Origin of the sequence: Paenibacillus taichungensis, from assembly GCF_047302525.1 — a bacterium.
Taxonomy (GTDB): domain Bacteria; phylum Bacillota; class Bacilli; order Paenibacillales; family Paenibacillaceae; genus Paenibacillus; species Paenibacillus taichungensis_B.
In genome coordinates this window covers 5,488,586-5,510,560 of sequence record NZ_CP168020.1, presented here as the reverse complement: position 1 = coordinate 5,510,560, position 21,975 = coordinate 5,488,586, and the positions used below count along the sequence as shown (strand labels likewise).

23 protein-coding genes and 1 riboswitch are annotated in these 21,975 nt (G+C 46.3%); of the genes, 15 read left to right on the top strand and 8 right to left on the bottom strand.

Annotated features, from left to right (window positions below; translation table 11 throughout):
• Nucleotide 1 precedes the first annotated feature (1 nt).
• The 5 genes from ACDJ58_RS24855 (at nucleotide 2) to ACDJ58_RS24835 (ending at nucleotide 5,049) form a co-directional block, all read left to right on the top strand.
• Nucleotides 2-961 (top strand): metal ABC transporter permease, encoded by a 960-nt coding sequence (locus ACDJ58_RS24855; RefSeq protein ID WP_076290922.1) that lies wholly within the window; start codon nucleotides 2-4, stop codon nucleotides 959-961.
• Entirely contained in the window at nucleotides 961-1,833 is an 873-nt protein-coding gene (locus ACDJ58_RS24850; protein ID WP_063566127.1) for a metal ABC transporter permease, read from the top strand. The genes ACDJ58_RS24855 and ACDJ58_RS24850 overlap by 1 nt, the downstream gene beginning before the upstream one ends.
• A gap of 282 nt (nucleotides 1,834-2,115) precedes the next feature.
• Nucleotides 2,116-2,865: a Cof-type HAD-IIB family hydrolase gene (locus ACDJ58_RS24845; RefSeq protein ID WP_076290920.1), complete on the top strand. Its 750-nt coding sequence runs from the start codon at nucleotides 2,116-2,118 to the stop codon at nucleotides 2,863-2,865.
• Nucleotides 2,866-2,919: 54 nt separating this feature from the next.
• On the top strand, nucleotides 2,920-3,360 hold the full coding sequence (locus ACDJ58_RS24840) for a DUF456 domain-containing protein (protein WP_063566179.1): 441 nt from the start codon (nucleotides 2,920-2,922) through the stop codon (nucleotides 3,358-3,360).
• A 60-nt stretch (nucleotides 3,361-3,420) separates the two neighbouring features.
• Entirely contained in the window at nucleotides 3,421-5,049 is a 1,629-nt protein-coding gene (locus tag ACDJ58_RS24835) for a polysaccharide biosynthesis protein (protein ID WP_099858137.1), read from the top strand.
• 151 nt (nucleotides 5,050-5,200) lie between these two features.
• Here ACDJ58_RS24835 and ACDJ58_RS24830 read toward each other — a convergent pair whose 3' ends face one another.
• Nucleotides 5,201-6,481 (bottom strand): DUF2515 family protein, encoded by a 1,281-nt coding sequence (locus tag ACDJ58_RS24830; RefSeq protein ID WP_413373497.1) that lies wholly within the window; start codon nucleotides 6,479-6,481, stop codon nucleotides 5,201-5,203.
• A 143-nt stretch (nucleotides 6,482-6,624) separates the two neighbouring features.
• Here ACDJ58_RS24830 and ACDJ58_RS24825 point away from each other — a divergent pair, with 143 nt between their 5' ends.
• The 6 genes from ACDJ58_RS24825 (at nucleotide 6,625) to ACDJ58_RS24800 (ending at nucleotide 12,155) form a co-directional block, all read left to right on the top strand.
• Nucleotides 6,625-6,969, top strand: coding sequence for a thioredoxin family protein (locus ACDJ58_RS24825; RefSeq protein ID WP_413373495.1), 345 nt, complete (start codon nucleotides 6,625-6,627; stop codon nucleotides 6,967-6,969).
• A gap of 295 nt (nucleotides 6,970-7,264) precedes the next feature.
• Nucleotides 7,265-8,203, top strand: a complete 939-nt coding sequence (locus tag ACDJ58_RS24820; RefSeq protein ID WP_063566122.1) for a COX15/CtaA family protein — start codon at nucleotides 7,265-7,267, stop codon at nucleotides 8,201-8,203.
• A 212-nt stretch (nucleotides 8,204-8,415) separates the two neighbouring features.
• A complete protein-coding gene (locus ACDJ58_RS24815; protein WP_413373492.1) occupies nucleotides 8,416-9,144 on the top strand; it encodes a Cthe_2314 family HEPN domain-containing protein in 729 nt (242 codons plus the stop codon).
• Between the two features lie 130 nt (nucleotides 9,145-9,274).
• Nucleotides 9,275-9,416, top strand: a riboswitch (SAM riboswitch).
• A gap of 128 nt (nucleotides 9,417-9,544) precedes the next feature.
• A complete protein-coding gene (locus ACDJ58_RS24810) occupies nucleotides 9,545-10,579 on the top strand; it encodes a methionine ABC transporter ATP-binding protein (protein ID WP_413373490.1) in 1,035 nt (344 codons plus the stop codon).
• Nucleotides 10,580-11,239, top strand: a complete 660-nt coding sequence (locus ACDJ58_RS24805; protein WP_413373488.1) for a methionine ABC transporter permease — start codon at nucleotides 10,580-10,582, stop codon at nucleotides 11,237-11,239.
• Nucleotides 11,240-11,318: 79 nt separating this feature from the next.
• Complete coding sequence (locus ACDJ58_RS24800) at nucleotides 11,319-12,155, top strand: MetQ/NlpA family ABC transporter substrate-binding protein (RefSeq protein WP_053783256.1); 837 nt, start codon at nucleotides 11,319-11,321, stop codon at nucleotides 12,153-12,155.
• Between the two features lie 168 nt (nucleotides 12,156-12,323).
• On the opposite strand, the gene ACDJ58_RS24795 is transcribed toward ACDJ58_RS24800, so the two are convergent.
• Nucleotides 12,324-13,322 (bottom strand): DUF2167 domain-containing protein, encoded by a 999-nt coding sequence (locus ACDJ58_RS24795; protein ID WP_413373486.1) that lies wholly within the window; start codon nucleotides 13,320-13,322, stop codon nucleotides 12,324-12,326.
• 324 nt (nucleotides 13,323-13,646) lie between these two features.
• Between ACDJ58_RS24795 and ACDJ58_RS24790 the strand changes: the two genes are divergently transcribed.
• Nucleotides 13,647-14,426: an SDR family oxidoreductase gene (locus ACDJ58_RS24790; protein ID WP_413373485.1), complete on the top strand. Its 780-nt coding sequence runs from the start codon at nucleotides 13,647-13,649 to the stop codon at nucleotides 14,424-14,426.
• 68 nt (nucleotides 14,427-14,494) lie between these two features.
• On the opposite strand, the gene ACDJ58_RS24785 is transcribed toward ACDJ58_RS24790, so the two are convergent.
• Nucleotides 14,495-14,740, bottom strand: coding sequence for a NifU family protein (locus ACDJ58_RS24785; protein WP_024632664.1), 246 nt, complete (start codon nucleotides 14,738-14,740; stop codon nucleotides 14,495-14,497).
• An 80-nt stretch (nucleotides 14,741-14,820) separates the two neighbouring features.
• On the opposite strand from ACDJ58_RS24785, the gene ACDJ58_RS24780 reads away from it, so the two are divergent.
• Nucleotides 14,821-15,075: a YuzB family protein gene (locus ACDJ58_RS24780; RefSeq protein ID WP_413373483.1), complete on the top strand. Its 255-nt coding sequence runs from the start codon at nucleotides 14,821-14,823 to the stop codon at nucleotides 15,073-15,075.
• Here the strand turns inward: ACDJ58_RS24780 and ACDJ58_RS24775 are convergent.
• Together ACDJ58_RS24775 and mqnE are read right to left on the bottom strand one after the other, a co-directional pair.
• On the bottom strand, nucleotides 15,072-16,133 hold the full coding sequence (locus ACDJ58_RS24775; RefSeq protein WP_063566178.1) for an NAD(P)/FAD-dependent oxidoreductase: 1,062 nt from the start codon (nucleotides 16,131-16,133) through the stop codon (nucleotides 15,072-15,074). The genes ACDJ58_RS24780 and ACDJ58_RS24775 overlap by 4 nt on opposite strands.
• A gap of 216 nt (nucleotides 16,134-16,349) precedes the next feature.
• Nucleotides 16,350-17,456 (bottom strand): aminofutalosine synthase MqnE, encoded by a 1,107-nt coding sequence (gene mqnE / locus ACDJ58_RS24770; protein ID WP_413373481.1) that lies wholly within the window; start codon nucleotides 17,454-17,456, stop codon nucleotides 16,350-16,352.
• Nucleotides 17,457-17,897: 441 nt separating this feature from the next.
• Here mqnE and ACDJ58_RS24765 point away from each other — a divergent pair, with 441 nt between their 5' ends.
• Complete coding sequence (locus ACDJ58_RS24765; protein WP_163761050.1) at nucleotides 17,898-18,254, top strand: HesB/IscA family protein; 357 nt, start codon at nucleotides 17,898-17,900, stop codon at nucleotides 18,252-18,254.
• A gap of 214 nt (nucleotides 18,255-18,468) precedes the next feature.
• On the top strand, nucleotides 18,469-19,110 hold the full coding sequence (locus ACDJ58_RS24760) for an NAD(P)-dependent oxidoreductase (RefSeq protein WP_413379819.1): 642 nt from the start codon (nucleotides 18,469-18,471) through the stop codon (nucleotides 19,108-19,110).
• A 96-nt stretch (nucleotides 19,111-19,206) separates the two neighbouring features.
• On the opposite strand, the gene ACDJ58_RS24755 is transcribed toward ACDJ58_RS24760, so the two are convergent.
• From ACDJ58_RS24755 to ACDJ58_RS24745, 3 genes are all read right to left on the bottom strand, one after another.
• Complete coding sequence (locus ACDJ58_RS24755; RefSeq protein WP_413373479.1) at nucleotides 19,207-19,716, bottom strand: hypothetical protein; 510 nt, start codon at nucleotides 19,714-19,716, stop codon at nucleotides 19,207-19,209.
• Between the two features lie 470 nt (nucleotides 19,717-20,186).
• Nucleotides 20,187-21,167, bottom strand: coding sequence for an arabinogalactan endo-beta-1,4-galactanase (locus ACDJ58_RS24750; protein WP_413379817.1), 981 nt, complete (start codon nucleotides 21,165-21,167; stop codon nucleotides 20,187-20,189).
• Nucleotides 21,168-21,582: 415 nt separating this feature from the next.
• A complete protein-coding gene (locus ACDJ58_RS24745) occupies nucleotides 21,583-21,810 on the bottom strand; it encodes a hypothetical protein (RefSeq protein ID WP_413373477.1) in 228 nt (75 codons plus the stop codon).
• Nucleotides 21,811-21,975 lie beyond the last annotated feature (165 nt).

The window sequence follows — 21,975 nt, the reverse complement described above, 5'->3', positions numbered from 1 at the left end:
CATGTGGAACTGGATAGTAGCCATTTTGTCCGATCCCAATACACGCTGGATATTGCTTGGCTGCTTGTTGCTCGGATTCAGTAGTGGAATTATTGGCTCTTTTACATTTTTGCGTCGTCAGAGTCTCATGGGAGATACGCTGGCGCATGCAGCTCTGCCAGGAATTTGTATCGCTTTTATGTTGACTGAAACCAAATCAGTAGGATTATTTCTGTTCGGTGCGCTTGTGGCTGGAATCATTGCGACCTTCGGGATTTCGTGGATTACAAGGTATTCCCGGATCAAGCAGGATGCGGCAATGGGGATTGTGCTAACTGTATTTTTCGGTATTGGCGTAGTGATGCTTACTCGGATTCAGCACGGTGCAAGCGGCAGTCAGAGTGGACTTGATAAATATTTGTTTGGGCAGGCCGCATCCATGGTGATGACGGATGTGTATGTCATGGGCGGTGTCTGTCTTGTATTATTGATCGCTTGTCTGGCATGGTTCAAAGAATTCAAGCTGGTGAGCTTTGACCCGGGATTTGCACGAGGTATGGGACTGCCGGTTGGCATGCTGGAACAACTGATTCTGCTCTTGACCGTTATTGCGGTTGTCGCAGGGATTCAGGCGGTTGGCGTGGTGCTGGTCGCCGCTTTGCTGGTGACCCCTGCAGCAGCAGCTCGCTGCTGGACGGACTCGCTCTCGCTTATGGTACTGTTGGCCGGCGTATTTGGAGCACTGAGCGGTGCGACAGGTACAATCTTCAGCACCCTGGTGCCTAATCTGCCGACAGGGCCAGTAACGGTACTGGCAGCAACAGTGCTATTTGCGGGTTCCGCATTGCTTGCTCCACGACGCGGACTGTTAGCACGGCGTTTGCGAAGTATACAGGCGAAATCCGCTTATTTGAGAGAAGAACATGCCACGCTACAGACACTCTCTGCACAGCGAGCACAGCAGGAACGGGGTGAGTTGTAATGGCAACGTTTTGGATTATATTAACGGCTATCCTGGTATCCTCCGCCTGCGCCATTCTTGGCTGTTTTCTCATATTAAGACGGATGGCTCTGGTTGGAGATGCGATCAGTCATGCGGTTCTCCCAGGTATTGCGATTGCTTTCCTGTGGAGCGGTTCACGTGATTCGTTATGGATGCTGCTTGGGGCAACCGTATTTGGATTACTGACGGTGTTCTTTATTCAAAGCTTACAGGCTGGAGGATTATCATCGGATGCTTCCATCGGAATAGTGTTTACGGCACTCTTCGCAGTGGGTGTGATTTTGATCAGTTTGAATGCCGGGCATATTGATCTGGATCTCGATTGTGTCTTGTTCGGTGAGATCGCTTATGTCCAGTGGGATACCTTAACGCTTGGAGGGACGGATGTAGGCCCAAGGGCGGTCTGGATGCTGGGCATCACCTTGCTGGTCATCCTCCTTGTAATCGGCCTGTTCTACAAGCAGTTCAAGTTGTGTGCTTTTGATCCGGCGTTGGCTGCGGCCTGCGGTATTCCGGTGGTGTTGTTCCACTATTTGCTTATGGGGCTCGTTTCCATGACATCTGTGGCTTCATTTGAGAGCGTAGGGTCTATTCTCGTGGTAGGCATGTTGATTGTACCTGCAGCGACGGCTTACTTACTCACGGATCGATTGGGCAAAATGATTCTGTACAGCGTGCTCGTAGGAGCAGCTTCCTCGGTAGGAGGCTACATCATGGCTTACGCGTTGGATGCTTCCATTGCAGGTTGTATGGTGGCCGTAGCAGGAATTCTGTTTGTGCTAGCCCTGCTGCTGTCTCCAAAGCATGGTATTGTCTTCCGGTATGCTCGTCGCAAATTCGCGGCACGTTAATGGATAAAAAAAGTAACAGCCGCCTGCATCGCAGGCGGTTTTTTCATGGCTACGGGTAATTTTATTTCATACCAGACTCTTACATGAATTGGAACAGACCCCTGTTGCCATGTTGTAAAGGTTCACCCGTATCGTGGGTTACTTTGTTGCAGGCCGACGATCTGTGGTAAAATGTCGTTAGCTGTGACGTCCGGAGCATCCGCCTACGCGAATGCCGGGCGATCTTTTTGTGAGAGTATGTTGGGTAGGGAGAACTAGAGACAACTGAGGAGGAAATACGGCATGAGTGAACTAAAATACAAATTGCTTGCATTGGATATGGATGGAACATTGCTTAACGATAATCATGAGATCACACAGGAAACCGCCAAATGGATTCAGATCGCCATTCGTCGGGGAGTGCATGTGTGCCTTTCGACGGGAAGAGCTGTTTTTCATGCGATGCCTTATGCGGTACAGCTTGGGCTGGAGACCCCGATGGTAACGGTCAATGGCAGTGAAGTCTGGAAAGCTCCGCATGATCTGCATATGCGCCATCTGATGGACCCGGCATTGATCCGCAAAATGCAAGAGATTGGCGAAAAATATAATAGCTGGTACTGGGCATACTCCGTGGAAGAGCTGTTTAACCGGGATCGCTGGACGGACAATATTGAAGGTCTGGAATGGCTGAAATTCGGATTCAATACCGAAGTAGATGAAGTCCGTCACCAGATTATGATGGAGCTGCAACAAATGGGCGGCTTGCAAATGACGAACTCATCACCTGTTAATATTGAGATTAACCCTGGTGGTGTATCCAAAGCGAGCGGCGTAGCTGAAGTCTGCAAGCTTCTGGGCATAGAGATGTCCGAAGTGGTTGCTGTTGGAGACAGCTTGAATGATCTGGCTGTTATTGAAGCTGTGGGTCTTGGTGTTGCCATGGGCAACGCGCAGGAACAAGTGAAGGAAGCGGCTGACCTGATCGTAGCGAGCAACAACGAAGATGGCATTGTCGAAGTCATCCGTGATCATATTTTGAAGGGGGAGTAACCTTTGCTCGCAACCGTTGGCTGGATTTTAATTGTACTGCTGTTTGCGGTGGGGATGGCCGGAACGGTATATCCCATACTGCCTGGTGCTGTAGCGATTTTCTTCGCGTTTCTGGTCTATGGCTGGTTCTTCAGCTTTGTTCCGTTCGGTGTATGGTTCTGGATTATCCAGATATTGATTGTAGTGGTGCTGTTTGTGGCTGATTATGTCGTCAGTGCCTGGGGCGTGAAGAAATTCGGCGGCTCCAAATTATCGACGACTCTCAGTACGATTGGTGTCATCATTGGCCCATTTGTCATTCCGGCATTCGGACTTGTACTGGGGCCATTTATCGGTGCTTTTATCGGGGAACTGATCGGAGGTTCTTCACCAGCCAAAGCTTCTAAAGTCGGATTTGGTTCCGTGGTGGGGCTGTTTACGAGCACCGTAATGAAAATTATTTTGCAAATCGTCATGATTGTTCTGTTTATTATCTGGGTGGTAAGATTCGCATAGACGTTCGGGAGCGGCTTCATCTGGATGCACGTCGGTGTGGGGGAAAGAAGGGGAATTGGCTTGTCTAAGAAGGAAACATTCATTAGAGGTACGCTCATCTTGGCGGCAGCTGCGCTGATTGCGAGGGTACTCGGATTGGTTCAACGGGTGCCGCTGGAGCATATCCTCGGCGATATCGGTAACGCATCGTTTACCATCTCCAACACGGTATATTTAATGCTGTTAACCGTTGCTACAGCAGGCATACCGAGTACACTTAGCAAAATGGTCTCGGAACGTTATGCACTGGGACGCGCAGGTGAAGCTCAACAAATCTACCGTGCAGCCCTGATCTTTGCGGCTGTAGCCGGGGTAGTGATGTCTGCTTTATTATGGTTCGCAGCACCTTATTATGCGACGTACGTATCCAAAGTACCGGAATCGGTGAGCGCCATTCGGGCCTTGGCTCCAGCGCTGCTTCTCTTCCCGGCCATCGCAATGATGCGTGGATATTTCCAGGGTCGTGGCAATATGACGGCAGGCGGCATTTCACAGATTGTGGAGCAGTTTGCACGTGTAGGTACAGCGATCATCGTGGCGTTTGTTATGCTGCAATGGAATTATGATGATCAAACCATTGCAGCAGGGGCTTCATTTGGGGGCGTATTTGGAAGTATTGGCGCTTTTGCTGTCATGTTGTACTTCACCTTGAAGCTTCGCAAAAATGACCGTGCGGCACAATTGAATTACGAGCGTGCGGAGCAATTGCCCATGCGGGGTATTTACAGCGATATATTCAAACTTTCGATTCCAATCGTATTATCTTCACTCGCTGTTCCAGCGATTAACTTTATCGATTCATCGTTGGTAGTTCCACTGCTTAGCGGACGAATCGGACTGGAAGAAGCGACAGGAGTTCTTGCCATTCTCGGTGCCAAGGCCCAAAGTATTGCAGGCATTCCTCCGATTTTGGCTATCGCACTGAGTCAATCACTTGTGCCAGTCATTTCGGCAGCTTTTGCACGCAAGGATGAAGTTCATCTGAAAAACCAGGTGACGCTTGCTTTGCGCATTTCGATTCTGACCGGGATGCCAATCGTTATCGCTCTATGTGCGGCTGCGTATTCCGTTAACGGCTTGCTGTTTACCAGCCCAGACGGGACACCAATTATTACATTGTTGACGTTCGGTACTATTTTCCAAATTACAATGATGACCACGAACTCCATTTTGCTTGGGGTGGGTAAACCACGGATTACAATGATCAGTGTAGCTGCGGGTATCGTAGTCAAACTCATAGCGAGTTTAATCCTGGCTCCGATTTTTGGCATTTACGGAATCATTATTGCGACCGCATTGTGTTTCTTGGTTATTACGTACCTCAATCTGCGGGTACTTCGCAAAATTGTTGATTTCTCGATCATGGGTGATCGTTGGAAAGGATTCATCATTACCGTGCTGCTTGCAGCAGGTGTTGGTTTTGCAGCGAACTGGGCTGGGAACTCCATCTTTGATTTATTCCTGCCAGCACGTGTATCATTCCTCGTTACCTGTCTGTTTGTGGGTGCGCTTGTGGTTGTCGTGTATCTGGTACTCATGGTTGTTCTACGTGTACTTCGTAAAGACGAACTGGGCAGTTACCCTCGTATTTTGCAAAAAATACTCCGTCCGCTCATGCGTCTACAACGTGGAGCCGGGCAACGTGGATAATCGATTCAACACATAATACACACTTCGTTATATTGTTTGAAATAAGTACAAGCTCTGTCTGCTTTCATAGCGGACAGGGCTTTTTTATTTATACCAATAAAGGTAGGCCATTTGCTTTCTAGACGAGATTTCCCTGGTAAGGCCTCTGTCCTTAATGAGTTAAGGTTTTGGCATCATGGGCCAATGCGGTCTTCAGCATGCCATACCGATGTTCATGGCTCATCTCAAACAGCCAAGGGCGGCGTGGGATCGTGAGATGACCGAGGCAATCTCGATTTTTAAGCCAATCCTGCCTTGTAATCGGTTCATACGGCGTATCACCCCATACAGCCAGCAATTCAGGACTATATAACCGTTGTCCTTCCGCTAGCCATTCGTGATCCAGCAGCTCCTGACTATAGAGCTCAGCTCCTCCGGCTTCATCTTCATTTGCGGTGAACAGACCGGGCCAGTATTCGGCTCGTGAGCCACGGTGGGGAACCGAGCGCGCAAACTCCAATACTTGTGTGTACACTTGTTCCACTCCAAACAGCATCGCATATAAACCTTTGCCAAACATAATCCGCTCATCCAGCTTGCCAAAATGTTCAATAACCCGGCCTGCAAGACCTTTTTTCCGTCCGAGTGGAAACACGATATGATTCAGCCCAGCCAGATTATGCAGATGGAATGCGGGTTTGGAAAGCACTTGTTTTTGAAAATAAGGATGCTGCACGACCCGGCTCTCGATATAGTTCTGCTCATTAATAATTAATGCCACACTAAGCAGCGAGCTGCATCGCTCCAGCCAAAATCGTTCCCAGAACGGCGTCATGAACGCCGATACATGAAAATGGGACAACAAATGAAAACAGCTCCGGCCGATCCTGCGGCTGTTCATATACAACAAAAGTTGGGGATATGCGTCTTGGAAAATGAGGGCATTGCATCGCTCCAGTAGTCGATACATGTGCTCACGGTCTGTTTGATTTTGCAGATTATGCATAAGGTCACTCTGAAGATCGGTCATGTGATATCCGCCGTTGCGGGATACCATATGGGCAAGCAGGGCCCAATGCAGCTCTGGATATTGTTCGTAACATTCCAGGTATGCTGCTGTGCGAGTGATGTTACTCCGGTTGTTCTCCTGCGTTAATGTTTTGATCTCTTCTAGAATAATGCAGTCCTCTTCACACACCAGTGCGCTGAGCGTATTTTTTGCAAAAGAACTCTCGTTTCCAGGCAATAGGCGCTCCACCTCTGCTTGTAAGGTTGCAGCCATATCAGAGTCCCAAGCCATATCACGCAAGGGATGACGAAGCTGTGCAGAGGCTTGCCAAGCCGCTTGTTTTCCCCTCCACACTTCCCGGGCCGCACCTGGGATGGAACGGACCATCTGCAATATCGACCCGTGATGGGCAGACTCGGAGGAATCCGTTTTAATGGAAGTCATGACATGACCTCCTTTCCTGATATTCTGATTACGGTTTTAGTTTAGGAAGTTGTTGATGTCAGTATGCTCCGAATATTTGACTTCCACTCCGCAATTTGCTTCACTTAGAGGATAAGACAAGGTATAGAAAGGAAGATGTTGTAATGGAAAAGATTACATCGAAACCGGAATTTGATGTGGCAATCCAATCTCCGCGTTTGACTGTAGCTGTATTTAAGGCAGATTGGTGTGGTGATTGCAAGTACATCGATCCGTTTATGCCTGAAGTTGAAGAGAAGTTTGCTCGTGAGCTGAAGTTGATTGAGGTCGACGTAGATCAGGTGGGTACAGTGAGCGAAGAGCAAAATATTCTCGGCATCCCCAGCTTTGTAGCTTACACAGATGGCCGGGAACTTGTTCGTTATGTGAACAAACTGCGCAAGTCGAGAGAAGAGATTGAACAATTCCTGCAGCGTGCAGTTGAGGTGTATACCACGATTCATAAATAAATCATGACAGGTTCACCATGTTAAAGGTTATAATTAAAGGAACGCCATTTCTCTTGAAATAGGGAAGTGGCGTTTGTATTTTTAACATTTTTCGGGGAAGCTAATGATGTACATAGTCCTTCATAAATAGAGGGTCAACTTTTCGACAGACGTTAACATTTTGTCACAAAGCGCGACGTCAATGACACATTTATCCGGTATAATGAATTTAGTTGTGAAATAAGTGTCAAAGTACCGAATCAAGCGGAGGATGTAGTTCTTCGCAATCTTAAACCAACAGCGGGTGAGAAAAAAATTGAAGCACTTAACCTTGTTTAAATGGTTAACCGTATTAACCTGTCTTGTCATGTTTCTGGCCACATTTGGTGGAGGCGTTGTAACCCGAACGGAATCGGGCCTTGGCTGCGGCGCGGAATGGCCTTTATGTAACGGAAAACTTGTGCCTGCACACACTGTTGCCTCACTTATTGAATTTTCCCATCGCGCCGTCAGCGCACTGGCAGGACTGTTGTCCATAGCCTCTTTTGTAGCATTTTTGCGGTTTGGCAAATCACGCCGTGATCTGCAATTGTTTTCATTGTTAACGCTGATATTTGTTATTGTCCAGGGAATCATGGGGGCTTTTGCAGTCGTATTCTCCCAATCTTCCGCAGTCATGGCACTGCATTTCGGATTTGCCTTAATCGCTTTTGCCAGCTCCTTAATGATGGCGCTTGGTATTCGCCAGGAGGCTCGCCATGGTGGATTGGAACGACTGAATCGATATCCGAGAGTCAGCAAAGGGTTCCGAAATCTGGTGTGGTTTTCCACAATCTATACGTACCTCGTGGTATATACTGGAGCATTTGTGAGCCATACGGATTCTGCTGGAGGCTGTTCAGGCTTTCCGCTCTGTAACGGGCAGATTATTCCTGAGCTCTCGGGAGGCGTAGCTGTTGCTTTTGCTCACCGGGTGGCGGCTGTTTCATTAGTAATCGTCATTGCAATCCTCGGTCATTTTGCGTATCGCAAACATCCGGATAACACGGAATTAAGAGCACTCGGCGTCATTTCTGTTGTGCTGGTTTTGTTGCAAGTGGTCATTGGTTTTGGACTGATGCTCACGATGAATCGGCCGGAAGTGTATATGTTCGTGGCGCTGGCGCATATGCTTGATATTGCGATTTTGTTCGGGGTATTAACCTATATGAGTTTCCTGGTGTACAAGTTGCATCGGCCCGTTAACCGGTTCTGATATATCCGAATTATTGTAGTTCAGGGATAATCCAGTGAAGTTCACCATCCGATGATGTACATCATTGGACAGGTGAACTTTGTTTGATGTCAGGCGTGTCAGGGCACCCTATTGTAAGCAGCGGTCATACGTTTACTCTGATTCCGATTTTGTTTAATATGATGAATTATTATTAATTTGATGATCTGCAGAGTGGAAAGAGGAGGCTATATATGCTGCGAACGTTGCTGGGTGAAAAGCCGCGTAAGAACGAAGGCATACTAAAGGACGCGATGGAAGCGATGGCGGATACGCTTGAGCTATTTCAGCGACAGATGCATGTGGACCATGATCCTACCCATGATTTTCGTAAACTGTATATATGGACCCAGGGATTGATCTCTTCGCTGGATGAATTGGAGCAAAGCTGTTTTGCAGCTTCCCATTTCCGTCAGAAAGTCAAAGCGGGCTCTACGGATGATATGACATTACCAGAAAAAGCAGAGTATGCCCGTTACGTCTATTTCTATAAGGATGGCTTCATCCGATGTTTTGCCATTCTGGATAAGTTAGGTACAGTGTTGAATGAGATATTTGAGCTGAATACAACCAATGTTAAAACTCATTATTCTTATTTCACCGTATTAAGACAGTTCGGATATGATAAGCTGCATTATGTTCTTGCTAACGAACTAATCCGGATCAAGGACTCTTACCGTGAGCCAATGAGCAAATTGCGCAAACGGCGAAATATGGAGATTCATTACATGAATTCCGAAATGCAGGATGATCTGTGGCAGCTGCACCAGACTTTGCAAGGGAAAGTGAAGCTGGAAGACCTGGATCAGCATCTTTTGGAACTCCGGCAGGGTGTGGATATGGTATGTGAGACGTTAAAAGCAGCGTATGGCTACATCAACGAGAAGTGGCATAAGCAGGGAATGCATCAACCGACGAACTGATTGGATAGTAATATTTGCCTTTGACAAATCGGAATACTTGGATTATACTGAGTTCCTGATCGACAGTTAGATGGAATTAACATTTATGACATTAACATTATAACTACTACTGAACTTATAAATTAAATATTTCTTATCGAGAGCGGCGGAGGGACAGGCCCGATGAAGCCCGGCAACCGATTTATAACTGCATGACAGCTGTGTCATACTTTATAGATGTTAGGTGCTAATTCCTACAAAATGGTGCAAGGCACGATTTTGGCAGATGAGAAGGTATAATCTTTCACGTGAAGAGCCCTTTTTGTTTCTGCAAAAGGGGCTCTTTTTTTTGTACGATGAAGGGGAGTTTTCCTTTCATTCGGGTAAAGATACATGTAGGCAGTGGGAAGGAGCAGTAATTTTGATTGAATTAAAAGGTTTAACCAAGACGTACGGTAAAGGTTCAAAAAGTACGACGGCCTTATCCGATCTAAATTTGAATATCCGCAAGGGTGAAATATTTGGAGTTATCGGCCATTCCGGTGCAGGCAAGAGTACATTGATCCGTTGTATCAATTTGCTCGAACGCCCCACGGCAGGCGAGGTTTGGGTTGATGGAATCAACCTAACCGATCTCAACAAGTCCGATTTGCAACAACAACGGCGAAAGATCGGCATGATTTTTCAACACTTTAATCTGTTATCCTCAGCTACGGTATACGACAATGTGGCTTTTCCTTTGAAGCTCGTTAATACTCCCAAGGCAGCAATTGATCGGAAAGTGAAGGAAATGCTCGCATTGGTTGGACTGGAGGACCACAGCAATAAATATCCGGCCCAACTGTCAGGCGGACAGAAGCAAAGAGTAGGCATTGCGAGAGCACTCGCGAGTGATCCGAACGTGCTGCTGTGTGATGAGGCGACATCGGCACTTGATCCCCAGACAACCGATTCGATTCTGAAGTTATTGCTGGATATCAATGAAAAGTACAATCTCACGATTGTTCTAATCACCCATGAGATGCACGTGATACAGAATATATGTGATCAGGTGGCGGTTATCCATCAGGGGGGCATCGTGGAGCAAGGGCCAGTAACGGAAGTATTCCTCAAGCCGCAGCATGCAATTACCCGTGACTTTATGATGCGGGACCATGAGGTGGGAATTGCATTGGAAGAGACCGCTCTGGCGAGTGCGGATGTTTCATTGCAGACGAACGGAGCTTCAAAGCTTGTGAAAATATCCTTCCTGGGCAATAAAACCTATGAGGCGATTTTGTCCAGAACGGTTCGTAAAACAGGAGTGGATTTCGCCATTTTGCAAGGCACCATTTCAACAATCAAACAAGTTCCCTATGGACAGCTGACCGTTCGGTTTGAAGGGCAGTCAGATGAGATTAATCTCACCATTAAAGAATTAGTGGATCAGGGACTTGATGTGGAGGTGCTTCGTTAAATGGATTTTTCAACAGTACGTTGGGAAGAAATCGGTAAGGCTTCAATTGAAACACTGCAAATCCTAGGAGCATCGGGCCTATTCACGATAATCATTGGTTTGCCGCTAGGCGTATTGCTATTTATGACGGCAAGGTCGACTTCGATTCAGTCTCAAGTGGTGTACACGATGCTATCGTTTATTGTAAACATTCTGCGATCGGTGCCATTTATCATTCTGATTGTTGCACTCATTCCGTTTACGCGTTCACTGGTTGGCACAGCTACAGGGGTGCTGGGTGTTATACCTCCGCTCGTCATTGCCGCAGCTCCATACTTTGCCCGGTTGGTGGAAACTACACTGCGTGAAGTTGATCGTGGCGTCATTGAAGCGGCACAGGCGATGGGAGCTTCAACTGGACAGATTGTGCGACGTGTACTTCTGCCAGAGGCATTGCCGGGTCTGATAGCTGGTATCACCATTACAATCGTAACTCTCGTTTCCTACACGGCAATGGCGGGGATGGTTGGTGGTGGAGGTCTGGGAACATTGGCAATCAACTACGGATACTTCCGTTATCAGAATGAAATTATGATTATATCTGTTGTATTTATGATCATTCTGGTGCAAGTGCTTCAGATGGCTGGCGATCGTTTGGTTAAATGGTTCACCAGGAAATAACACATATATAGCATTTGCCTGATTCGGTATCGACTTGGTGCAAAATGCAAAAAAAATTATTGGAGAAGGGGTTTTACACATGAAAAAATGGTCTTTTGCTCTACTTAGTATTATGCTGATTGCGGTTCTAGCGGCTTGCGGAAACAATAAGGATTCCGACAGCGGCGCTGACAATGCTGGAGGCGCACCGCGCACCGTAGAATTGAAAGTGGGAGCATCACCTACACCACATGCGGAAATTTTGGAAAGCATCAAGCCTGAACTCGAAGCTGAAGGCATTCGCTTGCAAATCGTGACTTTCAATGATTATGTTCAACCTAACCAACAGCTTGAAGATAAACAACTGGATGCGAACTTTTTCCAACACCAGCCTTACCTGGATACAGAGAACAAAGAACGTGGTTTCCACCTCGTTGCTGTAACACCTGTGCATGTTGAGCCATTTGCTGGCTATTCCAAAAAAATCAAATCATTGGATGAGTTGAAAGACGGCGCAAAAGTAGCTATTCCTAATGACCCATCCAACGGTGGTCGTGGACTGTTGTTGCTTGCAAAAGAAGGACTTATCACGCTGAAAGACAACACAAATATCACTTCTACGATTCAGGATATTACAGCCAATCCGAAAAACCTGAATATCATCGAGCTGGATGCAGCCATGATGCCTCGTCAACTGGATGAAGCAGACCTGGTATTCATCAACGCTAACTACGCGCTGGAAGCCAATCTGAACCCAGAGAAGGATGCGCTGTTGATTGAGGACCTGCAAGGTAACCCTTATGCAAACATCCTCGTATCCCGTGAAGATAACAAAGATGCTGATGCTATCCAAAAACTGGCTGCAGCTCTGCATTCTGAAGAGGTTAAAACGTTCATCAAAGAACGTTATCAAGGTGCTGTAGAACCTGCGTTTTAAGCTAAACGATTAAGCTGGAAATTAATTGTGTACTCGGCTCCACTTCTTATGGAACTACTAAAGAAAGCCCTGCATTCTCTTTATAGAGAATTCAGGGCTTTTTGTTTTGTACATCATGTTAGAGAGCGCTTTGATGTAAAGTACATTAGGTACTTTACTTTGTAAGTTTTAAGGTTTATTCGGATCAGTATCCGAACGTCCATCTGTCTGATGGCTATCAGAATCTGTGGACTCCTGTCCAGCAGCATGCTGTTGGTAAGCTTCCTCAGCAGGAGATAGCGGGTTCTGATCTCCTGGGACAGCATCCTTTTTGCGGCCAGTCAGCTTGCGACGAATCCATCCGAAAGCACCAACAAGGGCGGCAACGATGACAAACCATCCTTTTTTAAGCAAAAGCAATAATCCGACTTTCTTAGCTACAGCTACTCCAGCACCACCGAGAATCAGACTGGTCAGGCCAAGTTCAGATTTTTTGTCTACGGATGCATCAAACTCTTCATAGGTGTTTCCTTTGATCACGTTGAGCTGGTTAAGCACGGAGCTTTCAAACTGTTTGCGATTTTCTTCAAAGTTGGCACTATCCGTAACGAGGATAACACCGATGTATCCTTCGCGGGTGAGTACGTTCACATTGTAATTGACGAGTTTTTCCCGCTCTGAATCCTCAAGACCAAGAGAATAGATCAATTGATGTTTGCTGCTGTCATAGGCAGGCTCAATTTCCCATCCGGTGATAAACAGTTGATTTTCGGGTGTTGTTTTCTCATTTTGATCTTCTGTACCTCTTTTGTAGCTATCGAGCAGTTCATCGGCGTCCAGATCGTCTTTCTCACTGTCGTCGACATGACCGGTATCGTTATATTCGAAAATAACATACCAGTTGGAGTTTTCGCCGGCACCATAGATACTTCCAATTTCCGTTCCATTGGGGAAGGAATCGGTGTCTTCCAAAAACCTTTGGGTGTTAGCTGCATCGAGATAGGAGAGGTTTTCGGCTACGGTTAATGTTGCTTTGTTATCAAGTACTACGTTTGAAGGCCCGTCAATCCATTGATAATCTTCGGTGGAGCTATTGCTTTCACTTTCTGCAGATGCTGTGGTCGAGAATGGAGCTTGAAATGAGGCCATAAGCAAAATTGCGAGTAGAGAGGCTAACCATCTTTTCATTTACGTTATATTCCTTTCGAGGGTGTCATGCAATGTTGTCATTTACATGAACATATGTATTGTGTCGTTATGTTCATAAGAAAATAAGGACTTATCGACAGTACCATAGGCATCCGGACCAGACAAGGGAATTCTGGAGATAAAGGGTTAATTTTCCTACAAAAGACCTAATTCATTTTATTTCAGTTGTTTGAAAGATAAGTATTTAGTCCTTAATTTACACTTTTTTGCAAATGGTACAGATTGGTGGGAAACGCGAGTTGTGGGGGAATGATAAATCTTTTATACTGGATGAGTGACTGCTCTTTGAAGAGGGGGATGAACGTGAAGGGAAAGATTGCCCTCATAACGGGAAGTGCCAAAGGTCTTGGTAAAATGACGGCCCTCAGTCTGGCGGATCAGGGTTGCCATATTGCTCTGAATTACGTACATAGCCGTACGGAAGCTGAGGCGTTAAAGGATCAGATCGTAGCCAAGGGTGTGCGGTGTATTGCCGTTCAGGCCGATATTTCCAAGACAGAAGAGATCACTATGCTGGTTGCAACGGTTGAAGAGAAACTGGGCAGCATTGATATTCTTGTGAATAACGCGGGTCCTTTTGTCCGTGAACGTCGACTGTTTGCCGAGTATTCCGAAGATGAGGTTCAGATGCTTGTGCAAGGAAACCTGCTTGGACCGATGCTGCTGGATCAGCGAGTATTGCCTGAGATGCGGCGCAAGCAGTGGGGACGAATTATACATTTTGGCTTCAGTCATGCGGGAGAAGCGAGGTCATGGCCTCATCGGGCGGTTTATGCTGCTGCGAAGGTAGGTCTGGTTTCATTTACAAAGACACTTGCTGTGGAGGAAGCTCCCTACGGTATTACGGTTAATATGGTCTGTCCAGGTGATATTCGCGGTGCCAACAAAGAGAAAACGATTGATCAGATGGCAGGTATAACCGACGAGGAAACGCCGAGAGGACGTCCTGGAAGCGGTGAAGATATTGCGCGGGTGATTACCTATCTGTGTCTGGATCATTCCGATTTTATAACAGGTAACATTATGGATGTATCTGGAGGACTTGACCCGATTCGTCCTAACATACAGCGTGAGGATGCATAGCACAAAAAAAGAGCCCTCCGCTTCATGTGAAGCGAAAGGCTCTTGAGGTTTATTTCGTGAAGGATTGATTAGAATACTTGTACGACTTCTTCGACACCCTCAACTTCTTCGAGAAGGGCGCGTTCAATCCCGGCTTTTAAGGTAATGGTGGAGCTTGGGCAGCTGCCGCAGGCACCGACCAGTTTCAGCTTAATAATGCCGTCCTCCACGTCGACCAGTTCCACGTCACCGCCATCGCGTTGCAGGAACGGACGAAGTTTGTCAAGCACTTCAGATACCTCATCATACATGGTGCTTTGTGCGTTTTCGCTCATTTTTTTCAACTCCTTTCCTCACTATAGTATATTACAATTGGCCACAAATTAAAATGGTCAAACAAAGCAGGTGAACCTACATGAGACCGATTATTGAATTTTGTGCCAATAATATGCATTTTGGCACAGATGAAGTCATGGATCAACTGGAAGAAAATCCAGACTATGATGTGATAGAATACGGCTGCCTCAGCAATTGCGGCCAATGTTACATGACTCCATTTGCACTAGTGAATGGTGAGTTAGTTATCACCGACAAAGTGGAGGATTTATATAACGCCATCTTGGCCAAAATTGCCGAAGCCGATGCCTGGGATCAGTTGGATCTCGATTAACCGAGATGACGCTTGGACATCCAGAGCACGCCGCTTTTTAGAATACGTGGCACACGTCCCATCATGGACGTTTTGCCCATCAGCCCAAATCCAGCCTTCTTGCCGAGTGCACCGAGTGTGCCACGAAGCTTGAGTGGCTGCGGATTGGGCTTTTCGCCTTTCCAGAGGGCATGCTGAATATGGGCGATTTGTTCACCCTGTACTTCGGCAGCCTGACCGCTTGGTGCATAAGGCACGCTGGCGCAGTCACCTACTACATAGACATCGGTATATTCCGGAATTTGATAATATTCGTTCAGTACGACACGACCTTGTGGATCCTTGGTCACATCGAGATCCTGTACGACTTTTACGGGCTGAATTCCGGCAGTCCAGACTACCGCATCCGTTAGAATTTCTTCATCCCGGTTGAAAATGGCATTCGGTTCAAGTCGGGAAATGGCAATATGCCCACGTGTCTCGACCTGATGTTCGCCGAACCATTCATGAACATAAGCGGACAAGCGCTGCGGAAAAGCGGATAATACACGTTCACCACGGTCCAGGATGCTGATGTTCAGATCCGGTCTGCTCTCACGAAGCTCGGCAGCGATCTCGACGCCGCTCAATCCACCGCCGACGATATGCACGTTACCATAAGCTTTGACTTCGTTAAGACGAAGGTAGGTTTCCCGTGTTTTGCTAAAGCTTTGAATCGTACAGCTATATTCCTCGGCTCCGGGCGTGTTGTGGAATCGGTCTGTACATCCAAGTCCAATCACGAGCTTGTCATATTCCAAAGGGTCTTGTCCTTCAAATTCAATCTGACGCTGTTCCAAGTCGATCGAAGTTACTTCTCCGTAACGATAAGTGACTTTGTCACTGACTGGAAATTGGATACGCAGGTCATAATCGGATACGGTCCCTGCTGCGAGTGCGTAATATTCAGTTTTCAATCCTTGGAAGGGACTGCGGTCCACCAACACGATTTGTGTATCTGACGGGATCTTGCCTTCCAGAAGTTCCTTGATAATCGTGAGGCCACCGTAGCCGCCTCCGAGAATGACGAAATTTTTCATGACTCGGCTTCCTTTCTGCATCAGTCCCGTGTGAACGGGGCTGTAACCTGTGGAGCAGCTATGCAAATAACATAGCTGCTCCTTTTGTTTTTATTTGAAATGATTGAAAATGGGCATTGAAAATTACAGATATGTTCCAGTGATTTGCACCACTCCATGCCAAACACTTCCGGGTAGGATGAAAGTGGCTTATGGGAATGATGCTCATATTACATGCTATTCGTACACTTGAATTTCATTGTAGAACGTATCGCGTTCAACCGGAATACGGCCTGCGCCTTTAATTAACCATATTAGCTCTTTGCGGGTGAGGCCTTCAGGCGTTAGTGCGCCTGCTGCATGACTAATCCGTTCGCGAACGATCGTGCCGTGTGCATCCGAAGCACCGAATCCAAGGGCGACTTGAGTCAGCTGTGGACCGATGTTGATGAAGTAGGCTTTGATATGATCAATGTTATCCAGCATCAGACGACTGATCGCAATCGTTTTGAGATCCTCGTATGCGGAGTTACGACGCATGATGCTGGCGTTTTTGCTTTTCGGCTGCATGGAAAGCGGGATAAAGACCATGAATCCGTTGGTTTCATCTTGCAGTTCACGAATCTGTACCATATGGTTCACGCGATCCTCATAGGACTCAATGGATCCATAAAGCATCGTTGTATGGGTACGCATGCCCAGATTATGAGCAGTACGGTGCACTTCCAAATAACGGTCAACGTTCGCTTTGTTTACGCGCATTTTTTTGCGATATTCATCGGACAGGATCTCAGCGCCGCCGCCAGTCAGTGATTTCAGACCTGCTTTTTGCAGTTCTTGTAGTACTTCCTTGATGCTCAGTCCGCTGATGCGGGTGAAGAAATCAATCTCGGCAGCCGTGTAGGCTTTCAACGTAACGTCCGGATATTTCTCGTTTAAAGCACGCAAGGAATCGACATAATATTGAAAAGGAACATGGTTATTATGTCCGCCTACAATATGGAACTCGCGTACACCTGGGTGAATATGCTGTTCTACGTAATCAATCATTTCCTGACCGGACAACGTGTAAGAGCCATCTTCGCCCTGATCTTTGCGGAAGTTACAGAAAGCACAGTGGGCTTCGCATACGTTGGTAAAATAAAGGCTCATGTTTTCAATAAAATAAACTTTCTTGCCATTCTTACGTAGGTTGGCCTCATTGGCCAGTTGGCCCAAAGTCAGCAGATCATCCGTTTCATACAGATAAACGCCGTCTTCTACGGTCAGCCTTACGCCGTTCTGCACTTTCTCAACGATTTCAGCCATTCTTTTGTCTGTGAACGGTGTTACCAATGTAGACATTTTGTATCCTCCTATTCTTAACCGGAATCGAGTTGTGTGTAGGACTTACTTACAGAACTACATAGAAAAGATGCGGTCATCTGCCGCTTCTTATATGGACTAACTCTTATTTACCCGGTGCAGCCTGTGCTGCGTACGTAAAGCTAAGTTTTCATCAAAATGAGTCTTATGACTCTATATGCATTGGGGACTGCGTGCAGTCTCGAAATGTGAAAAAAATTACAACTCCATATATGACCATCACCTGAATAAGTCATGACAAAATATCGACATTTCAAAGCGATCACCTACTCATTATAAACCTCGTGTCCCGGGGGTTCAATACACTGGGAAGAAAAAGGAGTTAAGGGGGAACGCGGAAACAGGCAAAGATGACTTGAGCCCCTTGACGGGGTGGAGTATAATTTAAAGAAGAGTTAACGAAAAGGAGAGTGACCTGGCATGATTAACATCAGCGAAACGGCTGCTGACAGATTGAAAGAAATGCTTGCACAGCAAGAGACACCTGGTATGTTCTTGCGTCTTGGCGTAGCACCGGGCGGTTGTACCGGCTTTTCGTACGCCATGGGCTTTGACGATAAAGAGTCCGATGAGGACCTCTATATGGATATTCAGAATATGAAGGTTGTTGTAGAGAAGGAAAACCTGAAATATTTGAATGGACTCGAAATTGATTTTGAAGAATCCGGCATGTCCGGTGGTTTCACCATTCACAACCCGAACGCAGTGGCAACATGCGGCTGTGGATCATCCTTCCGTACGAGGGAAGAAGCAGGCGTACCGGATAAAGATTGTTAATATTTGTGAATCGCGACCTCTATAGCGGATTAGTCTCGTACTAATTACGTTATGGAGGTCTTTTTTTGCGTGGTGGTTTGGTATGTACTTTGGTTGTTCATATTAAGGGGGCACCTGAACGCTTTTTTATAGAGAGCTGAAGTTGACAAGTTATGTTGTAACTAATATAGTTACATTATGAAGTGACATGAATCTAGCCAAAGGAGAGATTATGATGAAGATTGGAATTATTGGCGCGACAGGCAAAGCGGGTAATTTTATTTTGAAAGAAGCGTTGGATAGAGGGCATGAAGTGACTGCGATCGTTCGTAATGCATCCAAAGTGGAAGATAAAAGTCTGAATGTACTTGAAAAAGATGTATTCGACCTCACGGCAGAGGATGCCAAATCATTCGACGTGATCGTCAATGCATTCGGTGCACCAGCCGGTAAAGAGAATCTGCATGTGGAAGCAGGACAAGCCTTGATTAACATTCTGAAAGAGGCGCCGAATACTCGTCTGATCGTTGTTGGTGGTGCAGGCAGTCTGTTCACAGATGAAACTCAAACCTTGCGTGTTGTAGACTCCCCTGGATTCCCTGATGCATACAAAGCAACAGCAACCAACCAGGGTAAAAACTTGCAGGATCTGCAAGCTTCTTCAGGTATCCAATGGACATTCCTGAGCCCGGCGGGATTCTTTAATCCAGAGGGGGTACGCACAGGCAAGTACCAATCGGGTAAAGATCAGATTTTGGTGAACAGTGAAGGCAACAGCTATATCAGCTATGCTGACTATGCCATCGCTTTGGTTGATGAGATCGAGAACCCGCAGCATAAGAACGAACGCTTTACGGTTGTAGGCGAAGCGAAGTAATTGATTTGAACTGAAAGAGATGTAAAATGGACGCTAATCTTATAAGATTAGCGTCCATTTTTTTATTATGAAGTTGAAGTTCTATAATCCTCGATGCTAGTGAGGTGTAACGTCATCTATATTAGGATTTTCTATCAATTCTATGGACTCTGCTGACTCTATACTTTCAACACCATCCACAACCTCAACGAGTCCTACAGCCAATGTAGTAACTGCTGCAGCGGCAATTAGATTCTTGGCCCCGAGCTTTACTCTCTCCATGTCCTCGTTTTTCATGCCGACAACAACATCTTTGCCACCGTTATACACATACTTAGCTGATACTACTACGCCTTTAGCTGTATTGGAAACAGCTCCTCCAATATCGGCAAGTCCCACATCTAACGTTGTATTATCTTTTCTGATCACACCACTGGCCATATCATATGTACCGCTGGCAAGTTGTCCTACCGTTTTCCCTGTGTTAATCGTAGCTTTCTCAACGCCATTACCAATTTCTTTGATGAATGGACTCCCTGTAAGTTCTCCAGCCACTCTGACAGTGCCGCCGAGTACTTTTCCGGTAACTTCTCCAGCAAATTGACCCAGTTCTTTTAAAAACCCCATACATATTCCCCACCTTTGAAATAAGGTTGCACATGTGCTGTCTGAATCTTTTATCTTATTATATAAGTATATGAGCGAAAAGACTATTTACGTTTAGATTCATCAAAGCGTTCCTAATTAACATGAAACCAATCCACGAATCGATCTAACGGAACTAAAAAAGCTAACCGATCTAGCCTTGCTTAAACTCACTACAACCCCCAAAAAATGCGCTGCTCCCCAACGGAAGTAGCGCATTTTTCTTTTTACTACCCAAAATCACTACTTAACACATTTTAGAAGTGTCTCATAAGCAGCCAACGTAGTGGAGGGGACGGAATCGATTCTGAAGAAGCGGTAGCGTTCGCCTTTATCCCCGGATTTTATCCTATGAAATAGGACATTCAAAAAAATCCGGGGATAACAGCGATCGGAAGAACGATCCGTACCCGTAACGCCACCTGCCGCTCTTAAAATACTTATCCCCGTGTTTAGTCGATAAATCCTTCCAACATTACGGTCGGCAAGCCATTAGACTGCCAGGCACCTTTGCTATAACCGCCGTTGTAGCCCGGTGTTGCTTCAGGCTCCCAGTAGAATACGCCTTTACCTTTGCTGCTCGGCAGATTGCGGAATTGCGTTTTCATCGCTGCGACAAAACTTTTACCAGCTGCCGGTTGGGCATTATCCATCCCGATTTCCGATACGATAATCTCCTTACCATACCGGTTGATCAGATCCTTGGCGTTGTTCACAGCATTGGTGACAGCCGTGTTCCAGCCGGAAGCGGAAGGATAGAGGGACATGGCAATCATATCAAAGTTAGCACCGTTATCGATCAGACCACCGATATTCCATACATAGAGGGCATTGTCATCTCCGCCCGCCAAGTGAACGATTGTTTTGGTGCTGGTGCTGATGGACTTCACAGCATTATGGCCCGTGTTCACCAGCCACGCATAATTTTTCATGTTGGTGGATGCTTTTCCATCTTCCCATAACATACCGTTGCTTGTTTCGTTACCGATTTGTACCCAGTCCGGGGTTACGCCTTTGCTTTGCATGGCTGTCATAACTTCACGCGTGTGATTCCATACAGCATCCATCAGCTGCTGGAACGTGTAGTTTTTCCAGGCCGCCGGTTTCGTTTGTTGACCCGGGTCAGCCCAGGAATCGCTGTAGTGTAGGGTCAGCATGACACTCATGCCTGCATTTTTGGCACGCAGGGCCAGAGCGGCTGCACGATCTTTATTCATGTAACCGTTACCATAATCATTCGAAGGATTAACAAAGACACGAATACGAACGGAGTTGATCTGGTAATCATTTTTCAAAATATCAATAATATCACGCTGCACTCCGTTTTTGTCTTTCCATTTGTAACCTTGTGCTTCCATTCCGGGCACCCAACTGATGTCGGCTCCTTTGGCGAAGCTCGGTGCTGCACTGGCATGCTGGCCTGCGGGCAGCATAATGGAGGTGAATAACAAAACAAAGACCAGAGCGATGGATGTTTTGAAACCCCTTACATTTTTGAACATTACAATATGCCTCCTCGAATATGGGTTGAGTTGCAACCTAATTATATCGAGCATCGTTTACTCAGCTACAGGGTCCATTTCCAATATTTTGGTTGTTTTTTCAACCTCTCCCGAAAAAAGGCAAAACAAAAAGCCGTCCGAAGACGGCTTTTCTACCCGTGGCGCTTTTTGAAACCTTGATCCGTATCCCGCGCCTCCACTAGAATCAGTTAATTTGAGCTAGTGGATCGGGTAAGGGACACGTTCAACATGTGATTAGATATGTTGACGCACCTCCTTTCCTTGTGGCAAGAGTATACAACACTCTTTTCCGGAAAGCTAGTCTTTTTTTCATATTTACGCAAAATTATTTTTCGGTTTGGAACATCGTGATATCCCGGTCATAATGACTCTTCGTACCGTTATCGTTGCGAATGCGCACGCTATCTTCGCCGATCCGCTCTACGATGCCACGCCCTACCTCGCAGTACACCCCAGCCGGATCTTCCTGCCATGCGGTTACCGTGCATTGGGATAGGGCAGCTGTGAAAAATTCTATATTTTTTTGTAACGTTCTAGGTTTATTAGATTTCATTATATACTCCTTTAACAAAAACAATTTTGGAATGTGAACAGGAAACGAACCATTTTACACTGTACATCACTTTACTCTGTCTACTTCTCTTTGTAAAGGGATGGAAAAAGTTATCGCCATAAGGTATCATTTACATAAATTTTACATAGCATTTACACTGCGCTG

What these genes read in the sequence shown, in the direction of transcription:
- ACDJ58_RS24855 (WP_076290922.1), top strand. Translation starts at nt 2, where the DNA reads ATGTGGAACTGGATAGTAGCCATTTTGTCCGATCCCAATACACGCTGG.
- ACDJ58_RS24850 (WP_063566127.1), top strand. Translation starts at nt 961, where the DNA reads ATGGCAACGTTTTGGATTATATTAACGGCTATCCTGGTATCCTCCGCC.
- ACDJ58_RS24845 (WP_076290920.1), top strand. Translation starts at nt 2,116, where the DNA reads ATGAGTGAACTAAAATACAAATTGCTTGCATTGGATATGGATGGAACA.
- ACDJ58_RS24840 (WP_063566179.1), top strand. Translation starts at nt 2,920, where the DNA reads ATGGCCGGAACGGTATATCCCATACTGCCTGGTGCTGTAGCGATTTTC.
- ACDJ58_RS24830 (WP_413373497.1), bottom strand. Translation starts at nt 6,481, where the DNA reads ATGACTTCCATTAAAACGGATTCCTCCGAGTCTGCCCATCACGGGTCG.
- ACDJ58_RS24825 (WP_413373495.1), top strand. Translation starts at nt 6,625, where the DNA reads ATGGAAAAGATTACATCGAAACCGGAATTTGATGTGGCAATCCAATCT.
- ACDJ58_RS24815 (WP_413373492.1), top strand. Translation starts at nt 8,416, where the DNA reads ATGCTGCGAACGTTGCTGGGTGAAAAGCCGCGTAAGAACGAAGGCATA.
- ACDJ58_RS24805 (WP_413373488.1), top strand. Translation starts at nt 10,580, where the DNA reads ATGGATTTTTCAACAGTACGTTGGGAAGAAATCGGTAAGGCTTCAATT.
- ACDJ58_RS24800 (WP_053783256.1), top strand. Translation starts at nt 11,319, where the DNA reads ATGAAAAAATGGTCTTTTGCTCTACTTAGTATTATGCTGATTGCGGTT.
- ACDJ58_RS24795 (WP_413373486.1), bottom strand. Translation starts at nt 13,322, where the DNA reads ATGAAAAGATGGTTAGCCTCTCTACTCGCAATTTTGCTTATGGCCTCA.
- ACDJ58_RS24785 (WP_024632664.1), bottom strand. Translation starts at nt 14,740, where the DNA reads ATGAGCGAAAACGCACAAAGCACCATGTATGATGAGGTATCTGAAGTG.
- ACDJ58_RS24780 (WP_413373483.1), top strand. Translation starts at nt 14,821, where the DNA reads ATGAGACCGATTATTGAATTTTGTGCCAATAATATGCATTTTGGCACA.
- ACDJ58_RS24775 (WP_063566178.1), bottom strand. Translation starts at nt 16,133, where the DNA reads ATGAAAAATTTCGTCATTCTCGGAGGCGGCTACGGTGGCCTCACGATT.
- mqnE (WP_413373481.1), bottom strand. Translation starts at nt 17,456, where the DNA reads ATGTCTACATTGGTAACACCGTTCACAGACAAAAGAATGGCTGAAATC.
- ACDJ58_RS24765 (WP_163761050.1), top strand. Translation starts at nt 17,898, where the DNA reads ATGATTAACATCAGCGAAACGGCTGCTGACAGATTGAAAGAAATGCTT.
- ACDJ58_RS24760 (WP_413379819.1), top strand. Translation starts at nt 18,469, where the DNA reads ATGAAGATTGGAATTATTGGCGCGACAGGCAAAGCGGGTAATTTTATT.
- ACDJ58_RS24755 (WP_413373479.1), bottom strand. Translation starts at nt 19,716, where the DNA reads ATGGGGTTTTTAAAAGAACTGGGTCAATTTGCTGGAGAAGTTACCGGA.
- ACDJ58_RS24750 (WP_413379817.1), bottom strand. Translation starts at nt 21,167, where the DNA reads ATGCTGCCCGCAGGCCAGCATGCCAGTGCAGCACCGAGCTTCGCCAAA.
- ACDJ58_RS24745 (WP_413373477.1), bottom strand. Translation starts at nt 21,810, where the DNA reads ATGAAATCTAATAAACCTAGAACGTTACAAAAAAATATAGAATTTTTC.